The sequence below is a fragment of the Pseudarthrobacter sp. NamB4 genome (genome assembly GCF_005796185.1).
GTDB lineage: Bacteria > Actinomycetota > Actinomycetes > Actinomycetales > Micrococcaceae > Arthrobacter.
In genome coordinates this window covers 42,407-62,411 of sequence record NZ_VAHM01000013.1, presented here as the reverse complement: position 1 = coordinate 62,411, position 20,005 = coordinate 42,407, and the positions used below count along the sequence as shown (strand labels likewise).

Sequence of the window (20,005 nt, the reverse complement as noted above, 5' to 3'; positions counted from 1 at the left end):
ACGAAGCGGTACTGGTTCAGTGGATCTCATCAGCCAAACAGCAGTGAAGGGAGATGGCCATGGCAAAGACATTGGCCGAGAAAGTTTGGGACGCACACGTGGTGCGCAAAGGCGACGGCGACGGAGCCAACGCCCAGCCCGACCTTCTCTTCATCGACCTTCACCTGGTCCACGAGGTCACGTCCCCGCAGGCGTTCGAAGGCCTGCGACTGGCCGGCAGGAAGCTGCGCCGGCCGGACCTGACCATCGCCACGGAGGACCACAACACTCCTACGCTGGACATCGATAAGCCTATCGCCGACCTGACCAGCCGGACGCAGATCCAGACGCTGCGCAACAACTGTGCCGAGTTTGGCGTCCGGCTGCATAGCCTGGGCGACGCCGAGCAGGGGATCGTGCACGTCGTTGGTCCGCAGCTGGGCCTGACCCAGCCGGGCATGACCGTTGTCTGCGGCGACTCCCACACCTCCACCCACGGTGCCTTCGGTGCGCTGGCCATGGGTATTGGAACCTCCGAGGTGGAGCACGTCATGGCCACCCAGACGCTGTCCCTGAAGCCGTTCAAGACGATGGCCATCAACGTCGAGGGAACGCTGCGTCCCGGGGTTACCGCCAAGGACATCATCCTGGCGGTCATCGCGAAGATCGGCACCGGCGGCGGCCAGGGCTACGTCCTGGAATACCGCGGCTCAGCCATCCGCGCCCTGTCCATGGAAGCGCGCATGACCATCTGCAACATGTCCATCGAGGCAGGCGCCCGCGCAGGCATGGTGGCGCCGGACGAGACCACCTACGAGTACATGAAGGGCCGTCCGCACGCACCGCAGGGCGCTGACTGGGACGCCGCCGTCGAGTACTGGAACACGCTGCGCACCGACGACGGTGCGGTCTTCGATGCACAGGTGGATCTGGACGCCGACACGCTTGAGCCTTTCGTCACCTGGGGCACCAACCCCGGCCAGGGCGTCTCCCTGTCCGAAGCCGTGCCGTCACCCGAGGACTTCGGTGACGAGAACGCCAAGGCAGCTGCGGAACGTGCCCTGCAGTACATGGGCCTCGAAGCCGGCACGCCCATGAAGGAAATCCGGGTGGACACCGTGTTCCTGGGCTCCTGCACCAACTCCCGCATGGAGGACCTGCGGGCCGCCGCGGACATCATCCGCGGCCGCCAGAAGGACCCCAACGTCCGCATGCTGGTGGTGCCCGGCTCCGCGCGCGTGCGGCTCGAGGCGGAGGCTGAGGGCCTTGACCGGGTGTTCAAGGACTTTGGAGCGGAATGGCGCTTTGCCGGCTGCTCGATGTGCCTGGGCATGAACCCTGACCAGCTGGAGGTTGGGGAGCGCTGTGCCTCCACCTCGAACCGCAACTTCGAAGGGCGCCAGGGCAAGGGCGGCCGCACGCACCTGGTCTCGCCGGTGGTTGCTGCAGCCACCGCCGTCCGGGGCACGCTCAGCTCGCCGTCGGACCTTGATCCGTCCCCTGAATCAGCCGCCATCCGCACCAACGCAGCCTAGGACAACGCCATGGAAAAGTTCACCACCCACACCGGAATCGGCGTCCCGCTGCGGCAGAGCAACGTGGACACGGACCAGATCATCCCCGCGGTCTACCTCAAGCGGATCACCCGCACCGGCTTCGAGGACGCCCTGTTCTCGGCGTGGCGCAAGGACCCGTCCTTCATCCTGAACCAGGAACCTTTCAGTGCAGGTTCCGTCCTCGTGGCGGGCCCGGACTTCGGCACCGGCTCCTCCCGGGAACATGCAGTGTGGGCGCTGAAGGACTACGGCTTCAAGGCCGTGCTTTCCTCCCGGTTCGCCGACATCTTCCGGGGCAACTCGGGCAAGCAGGGCCTGCTGGCCGCGCAGGTGGCCCAGGACGACATCGAGCTGATCTGGAAAGAGCTGGAGAACGCCCCGGGCACCGAAGTCACCGTGGACCTCGTGTCCAAGACGGTAGTGTGCGGGAACATCGTTGCTCCGTTCGACATTGACGACTACACCCGCTGGCGCCTGCTCGAAGGCCTGGACGATATCGGACTGACCCTGCAGCATGAGGCGGACATCACGGCCTATGAAGCAACCCGTCCCGCGTTCCTGCCCAAAACCCTGCCCGCCCGCCTTTCCTGAGGGGCTGAAGCAGCCCTGGCAAGGGTCACGGCGGCGCGCCACGCCCTGCCGCCGTCGCGCGCTTATTTCGGTTCGGTAACGCGACCTCCTATGCTTGGTTGGAGCCTTTGCCAGTATTTGGGGGCGAATGATCGTAAGGAAACCGGTATATGAGTAGTGTTCTGACAATTCGCGGCGGAGTCCCGCTGACAGGCCGCGTCAGCGTCCGGGGAGCAAAGAACCTTGTTCCCAAGGCGATGGTGGCAGCGTTGCTGGGCAACGAACCGTCGGTGTTGCGGAACGTTCCGGAGATCAAGGACGTGGAGGTGGTCACCTCCCTCCTGCAGCTGCACGGCGTGACAGTGGAGAAGGACCCAGTCAACGGGGATCTCACACTGGATCCGAAGGCGGCCAAGACGGCGCCCAGCACCGCGATCGACGCCCACGCGGGCGACTCCCGGATTCCCATCCTGCTCTGCGGGCCGCTGATCCATGCCATTGGTGAAGCGTTCATCCCGGACCTCGGCGGCTGCAAGATCGGCGACCGGCCCATCGACTACCACCTGGACGTCCTGCGCCAGTTCGGCGCGGTAGTGGAGAAGCGCCCCGGCGGTATCCACATCTCGGCGCCGAAGGGCCTGCACGGGGCCAAGATTTCGCTGCCGTACCCCTCCGTCGGTGCCACGGAGCAGGTGCTGCTGAGCGCGACGCGCGCCGAGGGCATCACAGAGCTTTCCGGTGCTGCAACCGAGCCTGAGATCATCGACCTCATCGCCGTGCTGCAGAAGATGGGCGCCATCATCAGCGTCCAGACGGACCGCACCATCCGCATCGAGGGCGTCCGCGACCTCGGCGGCTACAACCACCGCGCGCTCTCCGACCGCAACGAGTCGGCATCGTGGGCCTCCGCTGCCCTGGTCACCCGCGGTGACATCTTCGTTGAAGGCGCCTCGCAGCGGGACATGATGACCTTCCTGAACACCTACCGCAAGGTGGGCGGCGGCATGGACATCGGCGAGGACGGCGTCCGCTTCTACCACCGCGGCGGAAAGCTCAACCCGCTGGTGCTGGAGACGGACGTGCACCCTGGCTTCATGACCGACTGGCAGCAGCCGCTGGTAGTGGCCCTGACCCAGGCCGAAGGCGTGTCCATCGTCCATGAAACGGTGTACGAGAACCGCTTTGGCTTTACCGACGCCCTGATCCGGATGGGTGCCAGCATCCAGGTTCACCGCGAATGCCTGGGCAGCGTCCCGTGCCGCTTCGGCCAGCGCAACTTCCTCCACTCCGCCGTCATTTCCGGTCCCACCCAGCTCAAGGGAACCGACATCGACGTCCCGGACCTGCGCGGCGGCTTCAGCCACCTGATCGCCGCGCTGGCGGCGACCGGCACCTCACGTGTCACCGGGATCGATATCATCAACCGCGGCTATGAGCGTTTCACCGAAAAGCTGGCCGGGCTGGGTGCCGATTTCGACATCACCACCACGAAGTAGCGGACCACAGTGAAGGAATCGGCCAAGAGCCGCGCCACCTTTGTGGTGGTCGCCGCGATAGTGCGTCCCCTGTTCAACCTCATGATGAACAAGGAGTGGGAAGGCACCGAAAGGCTGCCTGCGGGAGGGTTTATTGCCGCGCCGAACCACTGCACCGAGATTGACCCCCTGATCATCGGCCACCTCCTCTATAACCAGAAACGTGCCCCGCACTTCCTGGCCAAGTCCGGGCTCTTCAAGGTTCCGGTCCTGGGCTGGGTCCTGCGGGCCACCAAGCAGGTACCGGTGGAACGATCGACGGCGGGAGCCAACCGCTCCCTCCAGGTCGCCCAGGAGGTGGTCGCAGAGGGCGGCGCCATCATCATCTATCCCGAAGGCACCCTGACCCGCGACCCGGACCTGTGGCCGATGAAGGGCCACACCGGGGCAGCACGGCTTGCCCTTGAGGGCGGCATTCCTGTGGTTCCAATCGCCCACTGGGGGGCCCACGAGGTCTTTCCGCGCTACGGCAAACGGTTCCACCTGTTCCCCCGCAAGACATCGCGTGTGGTGGTGGGCGAGCCGGTGGACCTGAGCGCCTTCCGCGGACGTCCCCTCGATAAGGCGACGCTGGCTGCGGCCACTGACGCCATCATGGATGCAATCACCGCCCTCCTGGCAGAGCTCAGGGGAGAGGAACCTCCCGCGCAGCGGTGGGATCCGGCCAAGCAGCAGCAGGCGAAGCACGGCAGGTTCGTGGAGCGCGGCGGCCAGCAGCAGGCCGGGTCTGGAACGGAAACCCCGTGACCGCTGACAACAGGCGGACGGGTTCCGCCCGTTCGGTTGCCGTTCTTGGCGCCGGTTCCTGGGGAACAACCTTCGCCAAGATCCTGGCTGACGCCGCAGCTGCCACCGGTCATCCGCGGACCATCAAACTGTGGGGCAGGCGTCCTGAAATCGTGGAGCAGATCAACACCACGCACCGCAACCAGCAGTACCTGAAGGACATCCCGCTGCCCGGGAGCATCAGGGCCTCCACTGATGTCGCGGCGGTACTGGACGGTGCCGACCTCGTGGTCATCGCGGTTCCGGCCCAGTCCCTTCGGCCGCAGCTGCGTGAGTGGAAGGACATGATCGCCCCCGACGCGATGGTCGTTTCCCTGATGAAGGGCCTGGAGCTGGGCACCGACGCGCGGATGAGCGAGGTCATCAGCGAAGAACTGGGCCTGCCCACGGAGCGCATTGCCGTTGTCTCCGGACCAAACCTTGCCATGGAAATTGCCCGGGAAGAACCTACCGCTTCGGTGGTGGCGTGTACCGATCCTGCCGCTGCCGGTTGGCTCGCCAGGACCTGCACTGCTCCCTACTTCCGCCCTTACACCACCGCCGACATCGTGGGCGTGGAAATCGGCGGGATCGTCAAGAACGTCATTGCGCTGGCCGTCGGCATTTGCGAGGGCAAGCAGATGGGGGACAACACCAAGGCCTCGGTCATCACCCGCGGCCTTGCGGAGACATCCCGGCTCGCCCTCGCCCTTGGCGGTGAAGCCAAGACGATGGCAGGCCTGGCCGGGCTGGGTGACCTCGTGGCCACCTGCTCCTCGCCGCTGTCCCGCAACCACACCGCCGGCCGCCTGCTGGGCCAGGGACTTACGCTGGAGCAGGTGGGACAGAAGATGACCCAGACTGCCGAGGGCATAAAATCGGGCCAGGCCGTCCATGAACTTGCAGGCAAGCTGGGTGTCGAGATGCCCATCACTGCCGCCGTCGTTGCCGTTCTGGCCGGCAAGCTGTCCGTTGACCAACTGGGGCCCGTCCTGCTGTCCCGGGAACTGAAACCTGAAGGCGATTACTGACGATGTCCCACGACAACCTGGCCCCAGGGGAACCCACCCGGCGGACGAAGCCCCGCGTGGCTGTACTTTTCGGCGGCCGCTCCAGCGAGCATGCCGTGAGCTGCGTGACGGCCGCCGGGGTTCTCAGCGCCATCAACCAGGATAAATACGAGGTGATCCCCATCGGGATCGCCAAGTCCGGGCAATGGGTGCTGATGGCCCCCGACACCGCCCAGTGGTCCCTTGCCGCAACCTCCCTGCCGGAAGTGCCGCCGTCGCCGCAGACCGTGACGCTGGCAGAAATCGGAGGTGAGCAGCAGCTGATCGTGGCATCCCCGAACGAGGTTCCCAAGGAACTCGGTGCCGTGGACGTTGTTTTTCCGCTGCTCCATGGACCCTTCGGCGAGGACGGAACCATCCAGGGGCTGCTGGAACTTTCCGACACCCGCTACGTCGGCGCAGGCGTCCTGGCCTCCGCCGTCGGCATGGACAAGCACTTCATGAAGGTGGTGTTTGAGGCCGCCGGACTGAACGTGGGTCCTTATGTGGCCGTTACGGACAGGCAGTGGCGCAAAGACCCGGAAGCGGTCCGCAAACAGGTTGACCGGCTGGGATATCCCGTCTTCGTCAAACCCGCCCGGGCCGGATCATCAATGGGCATCTCCAAGGTGGATTCCCTGGCGGAGCTGGACGCAGCCATCGAGGAAGCCCGCCGGCACGACCTCAAACTCGTCATCGAGGCCGGCATTACGGGCCGCGAAATCGAATGTGCCGTCCTGGAAGGCAGGGGCACTGACGCGCCCCGGACCTCCATGCCCGGAGAGATCTCCGTGGCCGGTGGAACGCACGAGTTCTATGACTTCAACGCCAAGTACGTGGAGGACGACGCCGCCTCGCTCAGCTGCCCCGCGGACATACCGGAGGAAGCCATCGCCCGGGTCCGGGAGCTTGCAGCGGCGGCCTTTGATGCTGTTGGCGCCGAGGGCCTGAGCCGCGTCGACTTCTTCTACACGCCCGCCGGTGAACTCATCATCAACGAGATCAACACCATGCCCGGCTTCACGCCCAAGAGCATGTACCCGCAAATGTGGGCTGCGTCAGGGCTGGCCTATGCAGATCTCATCGATGAGCTGATCTACCTGGCACTGAACCGGAAAACCGGCCTGCGCTGATCCCCGCCGGCGTGTGGGCCCACCCGCTACTGGCTCGGCGGCAGGTTCTGCAGGTCTTCCTGGCCTACACAGTTCCTTGCGGCCGGGATCTTGCCGGCAGCCGCTGCGAGGTCGGCCAGCACGGTGGCAGAGCTGATCTTGTCCGGGTCCATGAGAATCTCCGTGGCAGGTTCCCGGCCATACGTGGTCAGGGTCCATACCGGGTCGCCTTCCTTGATGACCCAGTCGATGCCGTTGACGGTGACACAGCGGTCCGTGGTGGGTCCGGGAACATTAACACCGCAGCGCAGGATCACCAGAGACGGATCGCCCCAGGCGGCGGTGGCCTGGCTGTTCGTCTTCCGCAGCCGCGAGTCCCCGATGGCGTCGGGCAAGGCCACCATCATGGGGGCGCAGGCAGGGTTGCCTGCGTCCTTGGCGGCCGGCACGTCCACTGCAGGCGAGCATGAGGTCAGCGGAACGGCCGCGAGTGTGCCGATCAGTGCCAGCCGGGCAGCGCGTTGGGGCAGGGAAGGGCGGGGACGGTGCATTTCTCCAGCCTATCGCCGCGGCGGAGCCCGCCCTGACACTCCGGCCTCCGCCGGGCGCGCTGCAACAATGTCCGGGGCCCGCGATAGCGTAGTGGCGTGCCAGAAAAGCCCCTGCTGCCTGAAAAGTCCCCGCATCCTGAACGGCCGCTGCATCTTGAAGAGCCCCTGCATCACAGTGGGCGGAGCCACCATGACCCCCTGCCGGCTACCGGGCTGCCGCTGACGGTTTCCGCCCTGTCCGAAGGTGAACTGCTGGCACGGATATTTCCCCGTCTCGAGATGGGCGGCGCGCACGGCGACGCCACCCTGCTCGGCCCCGGGGACGACGCTGCAGTGGTGGCGGCTCCGGACGGCAGGACGGTCATCAGCATCGACACCCAGGTCCAGGACCAGGACTTCCGGCTTCAGTGGCCCAATGGCTACCGGACCACCGGTTTCGATGTTGGCTGGAAGGCTGCGGCCCAGAACCTCAGCGACATCAACGCCATGGGAGCCAGGGCTACCTCGCTGGTGGTCAGCCTCACCCTTCCCCCCGACACCCCCGTCGCCTGGGTGGAGGACCTGGCGGACGGTCTCACCTCCGGCATCAGGGAGCTGGGTGCAGCCAACTGTTCGGTGGCCGGCGGCGACCTGGGGCGGGGGACAGAGATATCGGTAACGGTGGCCGTGCTCGGAACCCTCGACGGCGGCCAGCCCGTCCTGAGGTCCGGAGCCAAACCCGGGGATATCCTGGCCCTGGCCGGCACTGTAGGGCATGCGGCCGCAGGACTCGCACTGCTGGAATCAAAGGTGCACGTGGAGAACCTTACCGGTGAACAGCGCGCACTCGTGGAACTCCAATGCAGGCCGCGGCCGCCACTGGCAGCAGGGCCGGCAGCCCGGTCCGCCGGCGCCACAGCCATGCTGGACATCTCCGACGGAATGCTGCGCGACGGGGAGCGGCTGGCGAAAGCCAGCGGGGTCGCCGTCGACCTCCAGCCCGGTCCGTTGCAGACGCTGGCGGACACGCTGCGTCCTGCTGCCGGACTCCTTGCGGCAGATGCCCGGGAATGGGTACTCGGCGGCGGGGAGGACCATGGACTGCTGGCCACATTCCCTTCCGGGCTGCCGCTGCCTCCGGGATTCACTGCGATAGGCTCAGTACAAGCACTGGGAATCGATGAAGGCCCGGGCGTCAAAATTGCGGGCCGGTCCGCTGACACCGGGGGATGGGATCACTTTGCACACTAAGGTTGCCGCTAACGCGCAAGCGATGAAGAGGTGGTTGGGCAAGGCTGAGACCGCCCTCGGCAACCACAGCGACCGACTGAATGCCATCAACATCTTCCCGGTGGCCGACGGGGACACCGGCACAAACCTTTACGTCACAGTGCGGGCGGCCGCGCGGTCTATCACCAGCGGCGGGGACGAACCTGCACAGATGGACGTGGGTGCCGTCCTGGCCACTGCCGGGCAGGCCGCCATGGAAGAGGCCCGCGGCAACTCCGGAACCCTTCTGTCGGTTTTCCTGTGCGCAGCGGCAGAGCCGTTGGCAGGGCACACCCGCCTGACCTCCACCCTGCTGGCAGCAGCCCTGAACCGCGCCCAGATCCGTGCCTGGTCTGCCCTCAGCGACCCCGTCCCCGGAACCATGCTTTCCGTCATGGAAGCCGCAGCGCGTGCCGCCGCAGCCGTCGACGCCGGGCAAAACGGCGATGACAGCAATCACGCCCTGGGCCTTGCCCTGGATGCCGCCGTCGAAGGCGCCCTCGCCGCGGTCATCCACACGGAGGACCAACTGGACGCACTGGCGTCAGCGCACGTTGTTGATGCAGGAGGGGTTGGCATGCTGCTCATCCTCGACTGCCTCCGCTCCGCCATCCTGGGAGAGGAACTCCAAAGCGAACTCCTCGACGGGCTGCACGGGTACGACGTGTCCGATCCGCACATCCATACAGCAATGCCTGACGACGACGGCGTGGAAGTCATGTGCACCATCAGTCTTTCCCCCCTCAATGCAGCCACCCTGCGCCAGCGGCTGGATGAGATTGGCGAGTCTGTCATCATGAGCCAGGTTGGCGGCGGGCCGGACGACGACGGCAATTACCGGTGGCGCGTCCACGTCCATGTTCCTGACGCAGAGCCGGCAGTCGGAATCATCCGGTCCCTGGGGGAGCCGGCCAACATCAGCATCAGTGAGCTCGCGTTGCCGGGTGATCCGGCAACCGATGCAGTGAACTCCAGCGGGCATGAGCGCTGAGCTGGACCTGGCGCTGGAACGCCGGCTGGGTAAGCGTTCCGCCGCAGTCATCGAGAAGCACCTGGGCATCACCACTGTGGAGGGGCTGCTCAACTACTTCCCCCGCCGTTACCTGAACCGGGGGGAGTTGACCCCCATCAGCGAGATTCCGCGGGACGAAGAAGTCACCCTGATAGCACGGGTGCTGTCCAGCAGCACCCGGCGGATGCAGGCACGCCGCGGCACCATCACCGACGTCGTTGTTTCCGACGACGACGGGAGGCAGGGGCTTCGGCTGGTGGGCGGCACGGACTACCGCGGCAAAGCGCCGGGCACGCTCAAGATCAGTTTCTTCAACGGCTATAAGGCGCAAGCGGAGCTGCTCCAGGGCCGGCGGGCGCTTTTTTCCGGCAAGGTCACATCCTTCAAGGGGACCCTTGGCCTCACCAACCCCGACTACCAGCTGCTGGACGACGACCCGTTCAGCGGGGACGGCAGTGACCCGGAAAAATTGGCAGCCATGCCCATCCCCGTTTATCCGGCGACCGCGAAGCTTCCCAGCTGGAAAATCCAAAAAGCCGTCTCAACACTGCTCGAAACTGTGGATCTTGAGTCTCTGCCGGACCCGGTGCCCCCCGCCGTCGCGGCCCGGGAGAAGTTCCTGCCGGTCCCGGACGCCTACCGGCTCATCCACGCGCCCGAGTCAGCGGCAGACTGGCAGCAGGCGCGCCGCCGTTTCCGGTACCAGGAAGCCCTGGTACTGCAGTCTGCCCTGGCCCGGCGCCGGGCCCAGCTTGCCTCAGAGGAAGCCACCGCCCGGCGGCCGGTTTCGCAGGGACTGCTGGCCAGTTTCGATGCCGCGCTTCCGTTCACGCTGACAGCCGGGCAGGCCGCAGTCGGTGACACCCTCGCAGCCGAACTGGCCAGGGACATCCCCATGAACCGGCTGCTGCAGGGTGAGGTGGGCTCGGGCAAAACAGTGGTGGCGCTCCGGGCCATGCTGCAGGTTGTCGACGCCGGTGGGCAGGCTGTCCTGCTCGCTCCAACGGAAGTCCTCGCCGCCCAGCATTTCGAATCGATCCGCCGCACCCTGGGACCCCTGTCCAGTGACGGACTGCTGGGCGGGACAGCGGGCGCCTCCGTCCAGGTCACACTGCTCACAGGCTCCATGCCCACAGCCGCACGCAAGCAGGCGCTCCTCGATGCCGCCTCAGGGACGGCCGGCATCGTCATCGGTACGCATGCCCTGCTGAGCGAGAATGTCACTTTCTACGATCTCGGCCTGATCGTCGTGGATGAGCAGCACCGCTTCGGCGTGGAGCAGCGCGATGCCCTGCGGGCCAAAGCCCGGAAGCCTCCGCACCTGCTCGTCATGACGGCAACCCCCATCCCGCGTACTGTCGCCATGACGGTCTTCGGCGACCTCGAAACATCGGTGCTGGACGAGTTGCCCGCCGGCCGGGCGCCGATCGCCACCCACCTGGTGGGGCTCGCCGAGAATCCGGGCTGGGTGCGCCGGATTTGGCAGCGCGCCCGCGAGGAAATTGACGCGGGGCACCAGGTGTACGTTGTCTGCCCCAGGATCGGAACGGACGACGACGGCGATTTCAGTCCGGGGGAGGCGGCACCTCCGGAAGCGGACAGCGAGGATGACGGCGGGCGCGAACTCGCATCGGTGACGGCCGTCGTCGGGCATTTGCTGGAGGAGCCCGCGCTGGCAGGGGTCCCCCTGGCGCCGCTTCATGGCCGGCAGGAGGCCGACGTGAAGTTCGGTGTCATGGATGACTTCGCTGCCAACCGCACCAAGCTGATCGTCTCCACCACCGTGATCGAGGTGGGTGTGGACGTCCACAATGCCACCTTGATGGTCATCCTCGATGCCGACCGGTTCGGGATTTCCCAGCTGCACCAGCTCCGCGGCAGGGTGGGGCGCGGCGGGCTGCCGGGAACCTGCCTGCTGGTCACTTCACTTGAGCCCGGCCATCCCAGCCGGCGCAGGCTGGAGGCGGTGGCAGCCACCACCGACGGCTTCGCCCTGTCCGAGGAGGACCTGAAACTGCGGCGTGAGGGCGACATCCTCGGAGCCTCACAGTCAGGCGGACGCTCCACCCTGAAGCTGCTCCGGGTCCTCGAACACGGGGATGTGATCGCCCGCGCCCGGGAAGATGCGCAGCAGATTGTTGCCGAGGATCCGGCGCTCGCCGGCCGCCCGGAACTGGCCTACGCCATCGAGAAGTACCTCAACCCGGAAAAGGAGGCGTTCCTTGAACGCGGATAGTAAGGTGCACACCGGAGGGCCCGGCGGCGCAGAGAGGACCATGGCATGACCCGAATCATCGCAGGTGCAGCCGGCGGAACCCCTCTGACGGCCGTTCCAGGTTCCCTTACGAGGCCCACCACCGACCGGGTCAAAGAGGCGCTCTTTTCCCGCCTCGACGCCTTTAACGTCATCACGGGAGCGCGCGTGCTGGACCTTTACGCCGGCTCCGGCTCGCTGGGCGTGGAGAGCGGCAGCAGGGGAGCAACGGCAGTGGACCTGGTGGAGTCCGATGCCAAGGCAAGCGGAGTCTGCCAGCGCAATGCCGACCTGATTAATGGCGTCCTGGGCCGCAAGGCTGTTACTGTCCACCGGTCCAAAGTCGAGCCCTTCCTGGACCGCGCAGACGCGGGTGACATGTGGGACCTTGTCTTCCTGGATCCGCCGTACCCGCTGGAGGAGGTGGCCCTGCAGGCCGTGCTGCAGAAGCTCTGCTCCCACCTGGCACCCGGCGCGGTGGTGGTGGTTGAGCGCTCGTCCCGTTCGCCGGAGCCGTGGTGGCCTGACGGCCTCACCCGGTTCGCGGAGAGAAAATACGGGGAAACAAGGCTATGGTTCGCGGAGCCGTTCGTGCCCGATGCCATTGACCCAGATGCCGTTGACGGTGACGATCTTTCCGAGGCTTCGCAAGTGGCAGAAGGCCAGCAGTAGCGGGCCGGCCCTCAGCTCCGTGTATGCCTTAGCGCCGGTCATCTGGCCAAGGGGTCAAGGTCCACTCCCGCCAGCACCCTTGCCGGGTGCGGCCCGCGGGCCGTAAGTTCCGCCGTCCACTCCAGGGGCCAAGGGGTCTGGGTGCCGGCGAGGACGATGTTCCCGGGGTAGCGGCCCTCGAACATTCCTGCTTCCGCCACCGCGGCCACATCTGCCATCGCCTGCCGCATAGCGCCGATCTGGCTCCGGACCAGCGTCAGTCCCGGTTCATCACCCACGTTGACAATCAGCAGCCCGGCAGGGCTTAGCCGCTCCCGCACCTCCCGGTAGAACCCGCTGCACGCCAGGTGTTCAGGCGCGTCCGGGCCGGAAAAGATATCCAGGATCACCACGTCGAACCGGAGCGCAGGGTCAATCCGGGTGAGCGATTCCCTTGCGTCACCGATAACGGTCTGCAGTTGCGTCCCCTCGGGCAGGGGCAGTTGCCGCAGGACAAAATCGAGCAGCTCACGCTCCAGTTCCACTGCGTACTGCACCGACCCCGGCCGGGTGCCCTGGATATACCGGGCCAGGGTCAGCGCGCCGGCCCCCAAGTGCAGTGCGGTGACCGGTTGGCCGCCAGGGGCCGTAAGGTCCACAAGGTGTCCGATGCGGCGGAGGTACTCGTAAAAGATCTCCTCCGGCCGGGCCAGGTTCACATGGGACTGTTCCGCGCCCCCAATGCGGAGGACGTAGCTGCCGGCGATGAAGGCATCCGGTTCTATGGACGCGTGCTGCCCGGTGGTCCGCAGGAACCGCGTCCGCCCCTCCGGCCCTCCGGCCATCAGAGCCTGCCGCTGAGCCTGGCGAGCCGCCCGGCAGCCTCTTCGAGGACCTCGGTCCGTTTGCAAAAGGCGAAGCGAAGCAGGCTCCGGGTCCGTTCGGCTCCTTCCGGATGGCAGAAGACCGGGACCGGTATGGCGGCCACGCCCACCAGTTCGGGAAGCCGCCGGGCCAGGTCCACGGCATCCGTGATGCCAAGGGGCTCGGTATCGACGTTGACGAAGTAGGTCCCCTGCGGGGAAAAAACATTGAACCCTGCCGCCCGCAGCCCTTCGCTGAGGATGTCGCGCTTAGCTTTGAGGGAGGCGGCAATGCCCTCGAAGAAGGAGTCGGGAAAAGCAAGTCCGGCGGCGATGGCCTGCTGAAACGGCGTGCCTGAGCTGTAGGTCAGGAACTGCTTGACGGTGCGCGCGGCGGACACCAGCTTTTCAGGGCCAGTCAGCCAGCCGATCTTCCAACCGGTCAGGGAAAAGGTCTTCCCCGCGGAAGAAATGGTAATGGTCCGCTCCGCGGCAGCGGGCAACGATGCGACCGGGATGTGCCTGGCACCGAACGTGAGGTGTTCATAGACCTCATCCGAGACGATGATGCTGTTGTGCCTGATAGCGAGTTCCACGATCTTCTGCAGCACCTCGCGGGGGAACACGGCGCCGGTAGGATTGTGGGGGTTGTTGAGGAGCACTACCTTCGTGTGTTCCGAGAAGGCAGCCTCCAGGGCTGTCATGTCCGGCATGAAATCAGGAACCAGCAGTGGTGCAGTCACATGGGTTGCGCCGCACAGCCCGATCAGCGCACCGTAGGAATCGTAGAACGGCTCGAGGGTCAACACCTCGTCACCGGGACCGGCGAAGGCGAGGAGTGAGGCGGCGATGGCCTCGGTGGCACCGGTGGTGATGATGACCTCGGTTGCCGGGTCCGGGGAGAGCCCGTAGAAGCGCCGCTGATGTGCCGCTACGGCTTCCCGAAGTTCAGGGACCCCCTTGCCCGGTGCGTACTGGTTTGCCCCGGCGGCGATGGCGGCCCGGGCCGCTTCCCTGATCTCCAGGGGACCATCCTCGTCCGGGAACCCCTGGCCCAGGTTGATGGCACCGGTCTGGACTGCCAGCGTGGTCATTTCTTCAAAAATCGTGACCCCCAGCCCTCCATCGGGGGCCAGGAGATTTGCTCCGAGCGCGGCACGCTGCCAGGGAGCGGTAGCCATGGGGGTGGAAACTTCCCTTGGTGAATGCATCCAGTCATGGTATCCCGGCGCTCCCATGGGGTAGGTTCGGAGCATGAGACGCGCTGTGTGCCCCGGTTCCTTCGACCCCATTCACAACGGCCATCTCGAGGTTATTGCACGCGCTGCCAGCCTGTTTGATGAAGTCATTGTGGCTGTCTCCACCAACCAGGCCAAGAAGTACAGATTCGCGCTGGCTGAACGGCTGGACATGGCCCGGGAAACTCTGGCCTCGCTAAAGGGCATCGTGGTGGAACCGGTAGGTGAGGGCCTGCTCGCCGAGTACTGCCGCCAGCGCGGGGTCTCGGCCATCGTGAAGGGCCTCCGGTCGTCCTCGGACTTTGACTACGAATTGCCCATGGCCACCATGAACCGCCAGCTGAGCGGAGTAGAAACGGTATTCCTGCCCGCGGAGGCCCACTATGTCCACCTGTCCTCCACCCTTATCAAAGAGGTGGCTGGCCTGGGCGGCAACGTGGCCGATTACGTCCCGCGTTCGGTGCAGCGCAGGTTCGCCACCGGCGAGCCTGCGCCGGCCCCGCATCCGAAAGGGTAGGCTTGTCCGGTACTTCGGCGCCGCCGGCTTGCCGGTTTGAGTCCCTGCGGCTCTTCGGGCTAACATGGTACGTCGGTCATATGTTCAACAGGAGTTCTCATTAAAAGAGATGCTGGTTCGCCCTTGGTGTTCGACGTCAAGGATCTCGGGCGCAGCCCGGGAAGCATGCGGACACTGACGGAACATGTACCCGCACCAGGTGACCTTGGTGTGGCGCTCATTGGCGTTCAGGAGGGCTCGGATGTCGAGCTGGACCTGAGGCTTGAGGCCGTACACGAAGGAATTCTGGTATCAGGAACCGTTCTTACCGAGGTAACCGGTGAGTGCGGCCGATGCCTGGATCCCCTTGCGTATGACCTTGAAGTCAATGTGCAGGAACTTTTCTTCTATGAGGGCGTTGAGCTCTCGGACGAAGAAGATGATGAAGAGCAACGTCGAGTCGAGCACGATCTAATCGATCTTGAACCGGTGTTGCGGGACGCAGTGGTGACCGCGCTGCCGTTCCAGCCGGTGTGCCGGGAAGACTGCCAGGGCCTTTGCTCCGAATGCGGAGTTCGCCTGGAAGACGAGCCGGGGCACCACCACGAGGTCACGGATCCTCGCTGGGCTGCCCTAGCTGATTTGGCTAAGCCTGACCGGCAAAATTGATGTGTACGTGTTTGTCTAGAGAGAAATGAGTTAGCCGTGGCTGTTCCCAAGCGGAAAATGTCTCGCTCGAATACCCGCGCCCGCCGCTCCCAGTGGAAGGCGACCGCCCCCCACCTGGTGAAGACCGTAGAGAACGGCCAGGTTACCTACAGCCTGCCGCACCAGGCGAAGGTCGTCACCGACTCGGCCGGCACTGCGCTGTTCCTTGAGTACAAGGGACGCAAGGTCGCGGACGTCTAATCGGCCACTCAGGCTGACATGATGTCTTCAACTGAAGAGCTTCTGAAGCGTCTCGGTGTCTTTATTGACGCCGGGACGCTTCGTCTTGCGCTCACGCACCGTTCCTACGCCTACGAAAACGGCGGCATACCCACCAACGAGCGCCTGGAATTCCTGGGCGACTCCATCCTGGGCTTTTCCGTGACGGACGCACTGTACCGGGACAACCCGGACCTTCCCGAGGGCGACCTGGCAAAGCGGCGCTCTGCCGTGGTCAGCACGCGCGCACTGGCAGGCATCGGACGCAGCCTCGGAATTGGGGACTATATCTACCTTGGCCAGGGCGAAAAGCTCACGCAGGGCAAGAACAAGGCCTCCATCCTCGCTGACACCATGGAAGCGCTGATTGGCGCCACCTATGTGTCCAACGACATTGAAACAGCCCGCCAGCTGGTGATGCGCCTCATCGGACCGCTGCTGAAGGACGCTGCTGCGCTGGGCGCGGGTACCGACTGGAAGACCAGCATCCAGGAACTGGCCGCAAGCCGTCAGCTGGGCGCGATCCACTACGCAGTGGAGGGCTCCGGGCCGGACCACGCCCGGACGTTCACCGCTGTCCTCCACCTGGGCGGGACTGCCTATGGCAAGGGCTCAGGCCATTCCAAGAAGGAAGCCGAGCAGGAAGCCGCCGCCGACGCCTGGCGGGTGCTTTCCGGAACTGCCGCCGGCGCAGCGACACGCAAATCCGCCGGTTCCGTCACCGCCACGTAGCGACGTGCCTGAACTTCCCGAGGTTGAAGTGGTCCGCCGCGGCCTGGTGAGCTGGGTCCGCGGACGGACCATTACCGGCGTCGAGGTCCTCGACCCCCGCTCCATCCGCCGTCACGCACTGGGCGTGGAGGATTTCATCGGGAACCTTGAGGGCGCCACCGTGGCGGACGTTGTCCGCCGCGGCAAGTTCCTTTGGATGCCCCTGGTGGATACTGCCGGCGGTGGCAGGGCCGCCGACGCCCCAGAGTCCCCCCGGCCGAAGGTTGCACTCATGGCCCACCTGGGCATGAGCGGACAGCTCCTGATGCAGGACAGGGAGGTGCCGGATGAAAAACACCTGAAAGTCCGTTTCCGGCTAAGCCCCCGGGACGCCATGCCTGCACAGCTGCGGTTCGTGGACCAACGGATCTTCGGCGGGCTTTTCGTTACAGCGATGGTTCCTACCGACGACGGCGGCCCGGGAGGCCTGGCCGAATCACCCCTGCCGCTGATAGCGGAGGAGGCGTCGCATATCGCCCGGGATCCACTCGACCCCGCCTTCTCCTTCGACCTGTTCTACCGGCGCCTCCGAAGACGCAGGACCGGTCTGAAGCGGGCCCTGCTGGACCAGGGACTGGTGTCCGGCATCGGCAACATCTACGCGGACGAGGCCCTGTGGCGCGCAAAGCTGCACTATGCCAGGGCCACAGACACTTTGCGCCGCGCCGAAGCCGAAAGGGTCCTCGCGAGCGCCAGGGACGTCATGCTTGATGCCCTGGCGGCGGGTGGAACCAGCTTTGACTCGCTCTACGTCAACGTCAACGGCGCCTCCGGATACTTCGACCGTTCCCTGAATGCCTATGGCCGTGCAGGGCAGGCCTGCAAACGGTGTGCCGATGTGGGAATCCAGGCCTCCATCCGGCGGGAGCAGTTCATGAACCGGTCCTCGCACACGTGCCCTGTCTGCCAGCCCCGGCCCCGGAACGGACGATGGTAAGCGAGCGCCGTTAATTTTCGGATTTCTTGAGGAACCGGGGCTGCCCCTGCTGTAAGACTGTGTAGATACAGGCAGTCAGCAGCCCGTGGCAGTGCAGCGCCACCGTCCCTCCAAGGAAAAGGCAGCCGTTGTACATTTCGATGTCGGACCGTAAAGGCGGCCACAAGGACCAGCTGGACAGCACTCCCGCAGCCGCAACCACGGCCTTCCGGCTGTCACCGGTCATTCTGTGGCTGGGCATCGTGAGCATGATGACGGATATCTCTTCGGAGTCGGTGGCCGCCATCCTGCCCCTGTACGTTACGGGTTTCCTGGGTCTTTCCACGATCGCGTTCGGCATCATCGACGGGATTAACCAAGGCGCGAGCGCGATTGTCAGGATCGGCGCCGGCTGGCTCTCGGACCGGACCGGCCACCCCAAGCGCGTGGCTCTTGCCGGGTACGGGCTGTCCATGCTTGCCAGGATCGGATTCCTGTTTGCCGGCGGTTTCTGGGCGCTGGCGGGGATCGTCACCGGGGACAGGATCGGCAAGGGGATCCGGACTGCGCCCCGGGATGCCATGATTTCGGATGCCGCGCAGCCGGAACACCTTGCCCGGTCCTTCGGAGTCCACCGCATGATGGACAATATTGGTGCTGCAGCCGGACCCCTGATTGCTTTCCTGCTCCTGCTGCTGATTCCCAACGGATTCGGCACTGTATTCGTTGTTTCTTTGGCCTTCGCGGTAATCGGCGTTGCCGTCCTGCTGCTCATGGTGCCGGGCCGGACCCCCGGGCGGCGGAAGCAGGAAGCTGCACCGGCCAGGCCCAGGTTCCGCTGGGCCGACCTGAAATGGTCACGGCTTAAAGAGCAGGGCCTGACCCGCTTGGTACTGGCGGCAGGACTCCTCGGGCTGCTGACCATCGGGGACGGCTTTGTTTACCTCCTGCTGCAGGACCGTGAGGCATTTGCCGTCCAGTGGTTCCCCCTGCTTTATGTCGGCACCAATGCCGCTTTCCTGGCGTTCGCGGTTCCGCTCGGCCGCCTTGCGGACCGGTGGGGCCGGGTGCCGGTATTTCTTGCCGGCCATCTGGCGCTCCTGGCTTCCTATGTGCTGGCAGTGGTGCCGGCGGGCGGGACAGCCGCCACCCTGGGTTGCCTGCTCCTGCTCGGGTTCTTCTATGCCGCCACGGATGGGGTGCTGGCTGCGCTGGTCAGCCAGGTGGCAGCACGGGAACACCTGGGTGCCGCCCTTGGAACGGCGCAGACGGTAGTCGCGCTGAGCAGGATGGCATCCGCCGCCGGCTTCGGCGTGCTCTGGTATGCGGCGGGCTCCGGAGTGGCAGTGGCGTGTGTCGCGCTGCTCCTGGCCCCCGCGGTGGCGTCGGCCGCCTTCCTGCTCCGCGGTGCCGCAGCCGGGGCGGCAATGCCATGAGCTTTGGAGCAACCGCCGCGCGGGGCCGCCTGCTGCTCCTGCTTGTGGTGGTGGTCTTCACCCTGGCGGCCGCCGGGGTGTATGGCGTTTCATCGTTTCAGCAGGCCAGAAGCAGCCAGGAGGCAGCGTCCATGGTGGAGACTGCAACGGCGGATGCCCTGCCCGCAGAGCCTTTCATCATTTTCCAGAACACCGCCCCGGGACAGGGAAACGGGCAGGCAGCATTTGTGGATCTGGCCGATCCCTCCGGCATCCGGTCCCTCACGGGACTGATGTGTGACCGTGTGTACGGAACAAGGCAGCTTGTCAGCTGCCTTGCCACCAGGAACGAGGTTCCCACGAGGTTCGAGGCGGTGGCTTACAGCTCCTCGCTGCAGCCGCAACAGTCATGGGTACTCGCCGGCAGCCCCAGCCGGACACGGGTGAGCCCCGACGGTTCGCTGCTGGCCTCCACCGTGTTCGTCACCGGCCACTCCTATACGTCCGCCTGGTTCTCCACCGAGACAATAATCCGTGGAACCGACGGCACCGATTACGGAAACCTGGAGCAGTTCGCACTGCTGTCCGGAGGAAACCGGATAGCGGCAACGGACGGGAACATCTGGGGCGTGACCTTCGTGCCCGGGCACCCCACCGAGTTCTACGCCACAGCATCGTCAGGGGAGAGCGTCTGGCTCGTGAAAGGCAACCTCACAGAACAGACCCTGACCGTCGTCGCTTCCGGCGTGGAGTGTCCGTCCATCTCCCCGGACGGCAAAAGGATCGCCTTCAAGAAGAGTGCCACCGGAAAGGCGGTGGGGATGCGCCATCCCGCAGTCCTGGACATCGCCACCGGCTCCGTGACTGTCCTGACCGAGCAGCGGAACGTCGACGACCAGATTGAGTGGCTGGACAACAGCACAGTGCTCTACGGCATGCCACGGGACGAAGCCAGCCTCGACAGTGACATCTGGAAACTCTCCATCGAAGCCGGGTCGGCCCCGGAACTGTTCATCCAGCATGCCTGGTCGCCCGCCGTGGTGCGCTGACCCAGGGTAGCCCCTGGGGCACGGGTAAAGCTGCCTGACAGGGCACAG

General features: G+C 65.5%; 20 protein-coding genes. 17 read left to right on the top strand and 3 right to left on the bottom strand.

Translation table 11 applies throughout. The annotated features are described in order from the left end of the window. Positions 1–59 precede the first annotated feature (59 nt). The 6 genes from leuC to FDW81_RS13115 all read left to right on the top strand — a co-directional run bounded on the left by leuC (position 60) and on the right by FDW81_RS13115 (position 6,587). Positions 60–1,514: a 3-isopropylmalate dehydratase large subunit gene (leuC, locus tag FDW81_RS13140; RefSeq protein ID WP_138134630.1), complete on the top strand. Its 1,455-nt coding sequence runs from the start codon at positions 60–62 to the stop codon at positions 1,512–1,514. Between the two features lie 9 nt (positions 1,515–1,523). Next, on the top strand, positions 1,524–2,126 hold the full coding sequence (gene leuD, locus FDW81_RS13135; RefSeq protein WP_138134629.1) for a 3-isopropylmalate dehydratase small subunit: 603 nt from the start codon (positions 1,524–1,526) through the stop codon (positions 2,124–2,126). Positions 2,127–2,275: 149 nt separating this feature from the next. Further along, complete coding sequence (murA, locus tag FDW81_RS13130; protein ID WP_138134628.1) at positions 2,276–3,601, top strand: UDP-N-acetylglucosamine 1-carboxyvinyltransferase; 1,326 nt, start codon at positions 2,276–2,278, stop codon at positions 3,599–3,601. 9 nt (positions 3,602–3,610) lie between these two features. Continuing rightward, a complete protein-coding gene (locus tag FDW81_RS13125; protein ID WP_138134627.1) occupies positions 3,611–4,387 on the top strand; it encodes a 1-acyl-sn-glycerol-3-phosphate acyltransferase in 777 nt (258 codons plus the stop codon). Next, on the top strand, positions 4,384–5,436 hold the full coding sequence (locus FDW81_RS13120) for an NAD(P)H-dependent glycerol-3-phosphate dehydrogenase (protein WP_138134626.1): 1,053 nt from the start codon (positions 4,384–4,386) through the stop codon (positions 5,434–5,436). Before FDW81_RS13125 ends, FDW81_RS13120 begins: the two co-directional genes overlap by 4 nt. A gap of 2 nt (positions 5,437–5,438) precedes the next feature. Beyond that, entirely contained in the window at positions 5,439–6,587 is a 1,149-nt protein-coding gene (locus tag FDW81_RS13115; protein WP_138134625.1) for a D-alanine--D-alanine ligase family protein, read from the top strand. 26 nt (positions 6,588–6,613) lie between these two features. Here the strand turns inward: FDW81_RS13115 and FDW81_RS13110 are convergent, their stop codons facing one another. Beyond that, entirely contained in the window at positions 6,614–7,117 is a 504-nt protein-coding gene (locus tag FDW81_RS13110) for a DUF3515 domain-containing protein (RefSeq protein WP_138134624.1), read from the bottom strand. 279 nt (positions 7,118–7,396) lie between these two features. Here FDW81_RS13110 and thiL point away from each other — a divergent pair, with 279 nt between their 5' ends. The 4 genes from thiL to rsmD are packed head-to-tail and all read left to right on the top strand — an operon-like array spanning position 7,397 to position 12,303. Next, positions 7,397–8,347 (top strand): thiamine-phosphate kinase, encoded by a 951-nt coding sequence (thiL, locus tag FDW81_RS13105; RefSeq protein ID WP_138134677.1) that lies wholly within the window; start codon positions 7,397–7,399, stop codon positions 8,345–8,347. A 22-nt stretch (positions 8,348–8,369) separates the two neighbouring features. Further along, a complete protein-coding gene (locus FDW81_RS13100) occupies positions 8,370–9,356 on the top strand; it encodes a DAK2 domain-containing protein (RefSeq protein ID WP_138134623.1) in 987 nt (328 codons plus the stop codon). Beyond that, entirely contained in the window at positions 9,346–11,613 is a 2,268-nt protein-coding gene (locus FDW81_RS13095; RefSeq protein WP_138134622.1) for an ATP-dependent DNA helicase RecG, read from the top strand. Before FDW81_RS13100 ends, FDW81_RS13095 begins: the two co-directional genes overlap by 11 nt. Positions 11,614–11,658: 45 nt before the next feature. Then, a complete protein-coding gene (rsmD, locus tag FDW81_RS13090) occupies positions 11,659–12,303 on the top strand; it encodes a 16S rRNA (guanine(966)-N(2))-methyltransferase RsmD (RefSeq protein WP_138134621.1) in 645 nt (214 codons plus the stop codon). A 38-nt stretch (positions 12,304–12,341) separates the two neighbouring features. Here the strand turns inward: rsmD and FDW81_RS13085 are convergent, their stop codons facing one another. Both FDW81_RS13085 and FDW81_RS13080 read right to left on the bottom strand, forming a co-directional pair. After that, positions 12,342–13,127 carry a spermidine synthase gene (locus FDW81_RS13085; protein WP_171027208.1) on the bottom strand — a complete coding sequence of 262 codons (786 nt, stop codon included), beginning with the start codon at positions 13,125–13,127 and terminating at the stop codon, positions 12,342–12,344. Then, positions 13,127–14,356 carry an aminotransferase class I/II-fold pyridoxal phosphate-dependent enzyme gene (locus tag FDW81_RS13080; protein ID WP_240720261.1) on the bottom strand — a complete coding sequence of 410 codons (1,230 nt, stop codon included), beginning with the start codon at positions 14,354–14,356 and terminating at the stop codon, positions 13,127–13,129. Before FDW81_RS13080 ends, FDW81_RS13085 begins: the two co-directional genes overlap by 1 nt. 43 nt (positions 14,357–14,399) lie before the next feature. Here FDW81_RS13080 and coaD point away from each other — a divergent pair, with 43 nt between their 5' ends. From coaD to FDW81_RS13045, 7 genes are all read left to right on the top strand, one after another. After that, positions 14,400–14,900, top strand: coding sequence for a pantetheine-phosphate adenylyltransferase (gene coaD, locus FDW81_RS13075; protein ID WP_138134619.1), 501 nt, complete (start codon positions 14,400–14,402; stop codon positions 14,898–14,900). A gap of 123 nt (positions 14,901–15,023) precedes the next feature. After that, positions 15,024–15,548 (top strand): DUF177 domain-containing protein, encoded by a 525-nt coding sequence (locus FDW81_RS13070; protein ID WP_138134618.1) that lies wholly within the window; start codon positions 15,024–15,026, stop codon positions 15,546–15,548. A gap of 36 nt (positions 15,549–15,584) precedes the next feature. After that, on the top strand, positions 15,585–15,788 hold the full coding sequence (gene rpmF / locus FDW81_RS13065) for a 50S ribosomal protein L32 (RefSeq protein ID WP_009356569.1): 204 nt from the start codon (positions 15,585–15,587) through the stop codon (positions 15,786–15,788). 21 nt (positions 15,789–15,809) lie between these two features. Next, positions 15,810–16,538 (top strand): ribonuclease III, encoded by a 729-nt coding sequence (gene rnc, locus FDW81_RS13060; protein ID WP_138134617.1) that lies wholly within the window; start codon positions 15,810–15,812, stop codon positions 16,536–16,538. Between the two features lie 4 nt (positions 16,539–16,542). Then, a complete protein-coding gene (gene mutM / locus FDW81_RS13055; protein WP_138134616.1) occupies positions 16,543–17,514 on the top strand; it encodes a bifunctional DNA-formamidopyrimidine glycosylase/DNA-(apurinic or apyrimidinic site) lyase in 972 nt (323 codons plus the stop codon). Positions 17,515–17,642: 128 nt separating this feature from the next. Next, a complete protein-coding gene (locus tag FDW81_RS13050) occupies positions 17,643–18,929 on the top strand; it encodes an MFS transporter (protein ID WP_370279025.1) in 1,287 nt (428 codons plus the stop codon). Beyond that, positions 18,926–19,957 carry a PD40 domain-containing protein gene (locus tag FDW81_RS13045; RefSeq protein ID WP_138134614.1) on the top strand — a complete coding sequence of 344 codons (1,032 nt, stop codon included), beginning with the start codon at positions 18,926–18,928 and terminating at the stop codon, positions 19,955–19,957. The genes FDW81_RS13050 and FDW81_RS13045 overlap by 4 nt, the downstream gene beginning before the upstream one ends. Positions 19,958–20,005 lie beyond the last annotated feature (48 nt).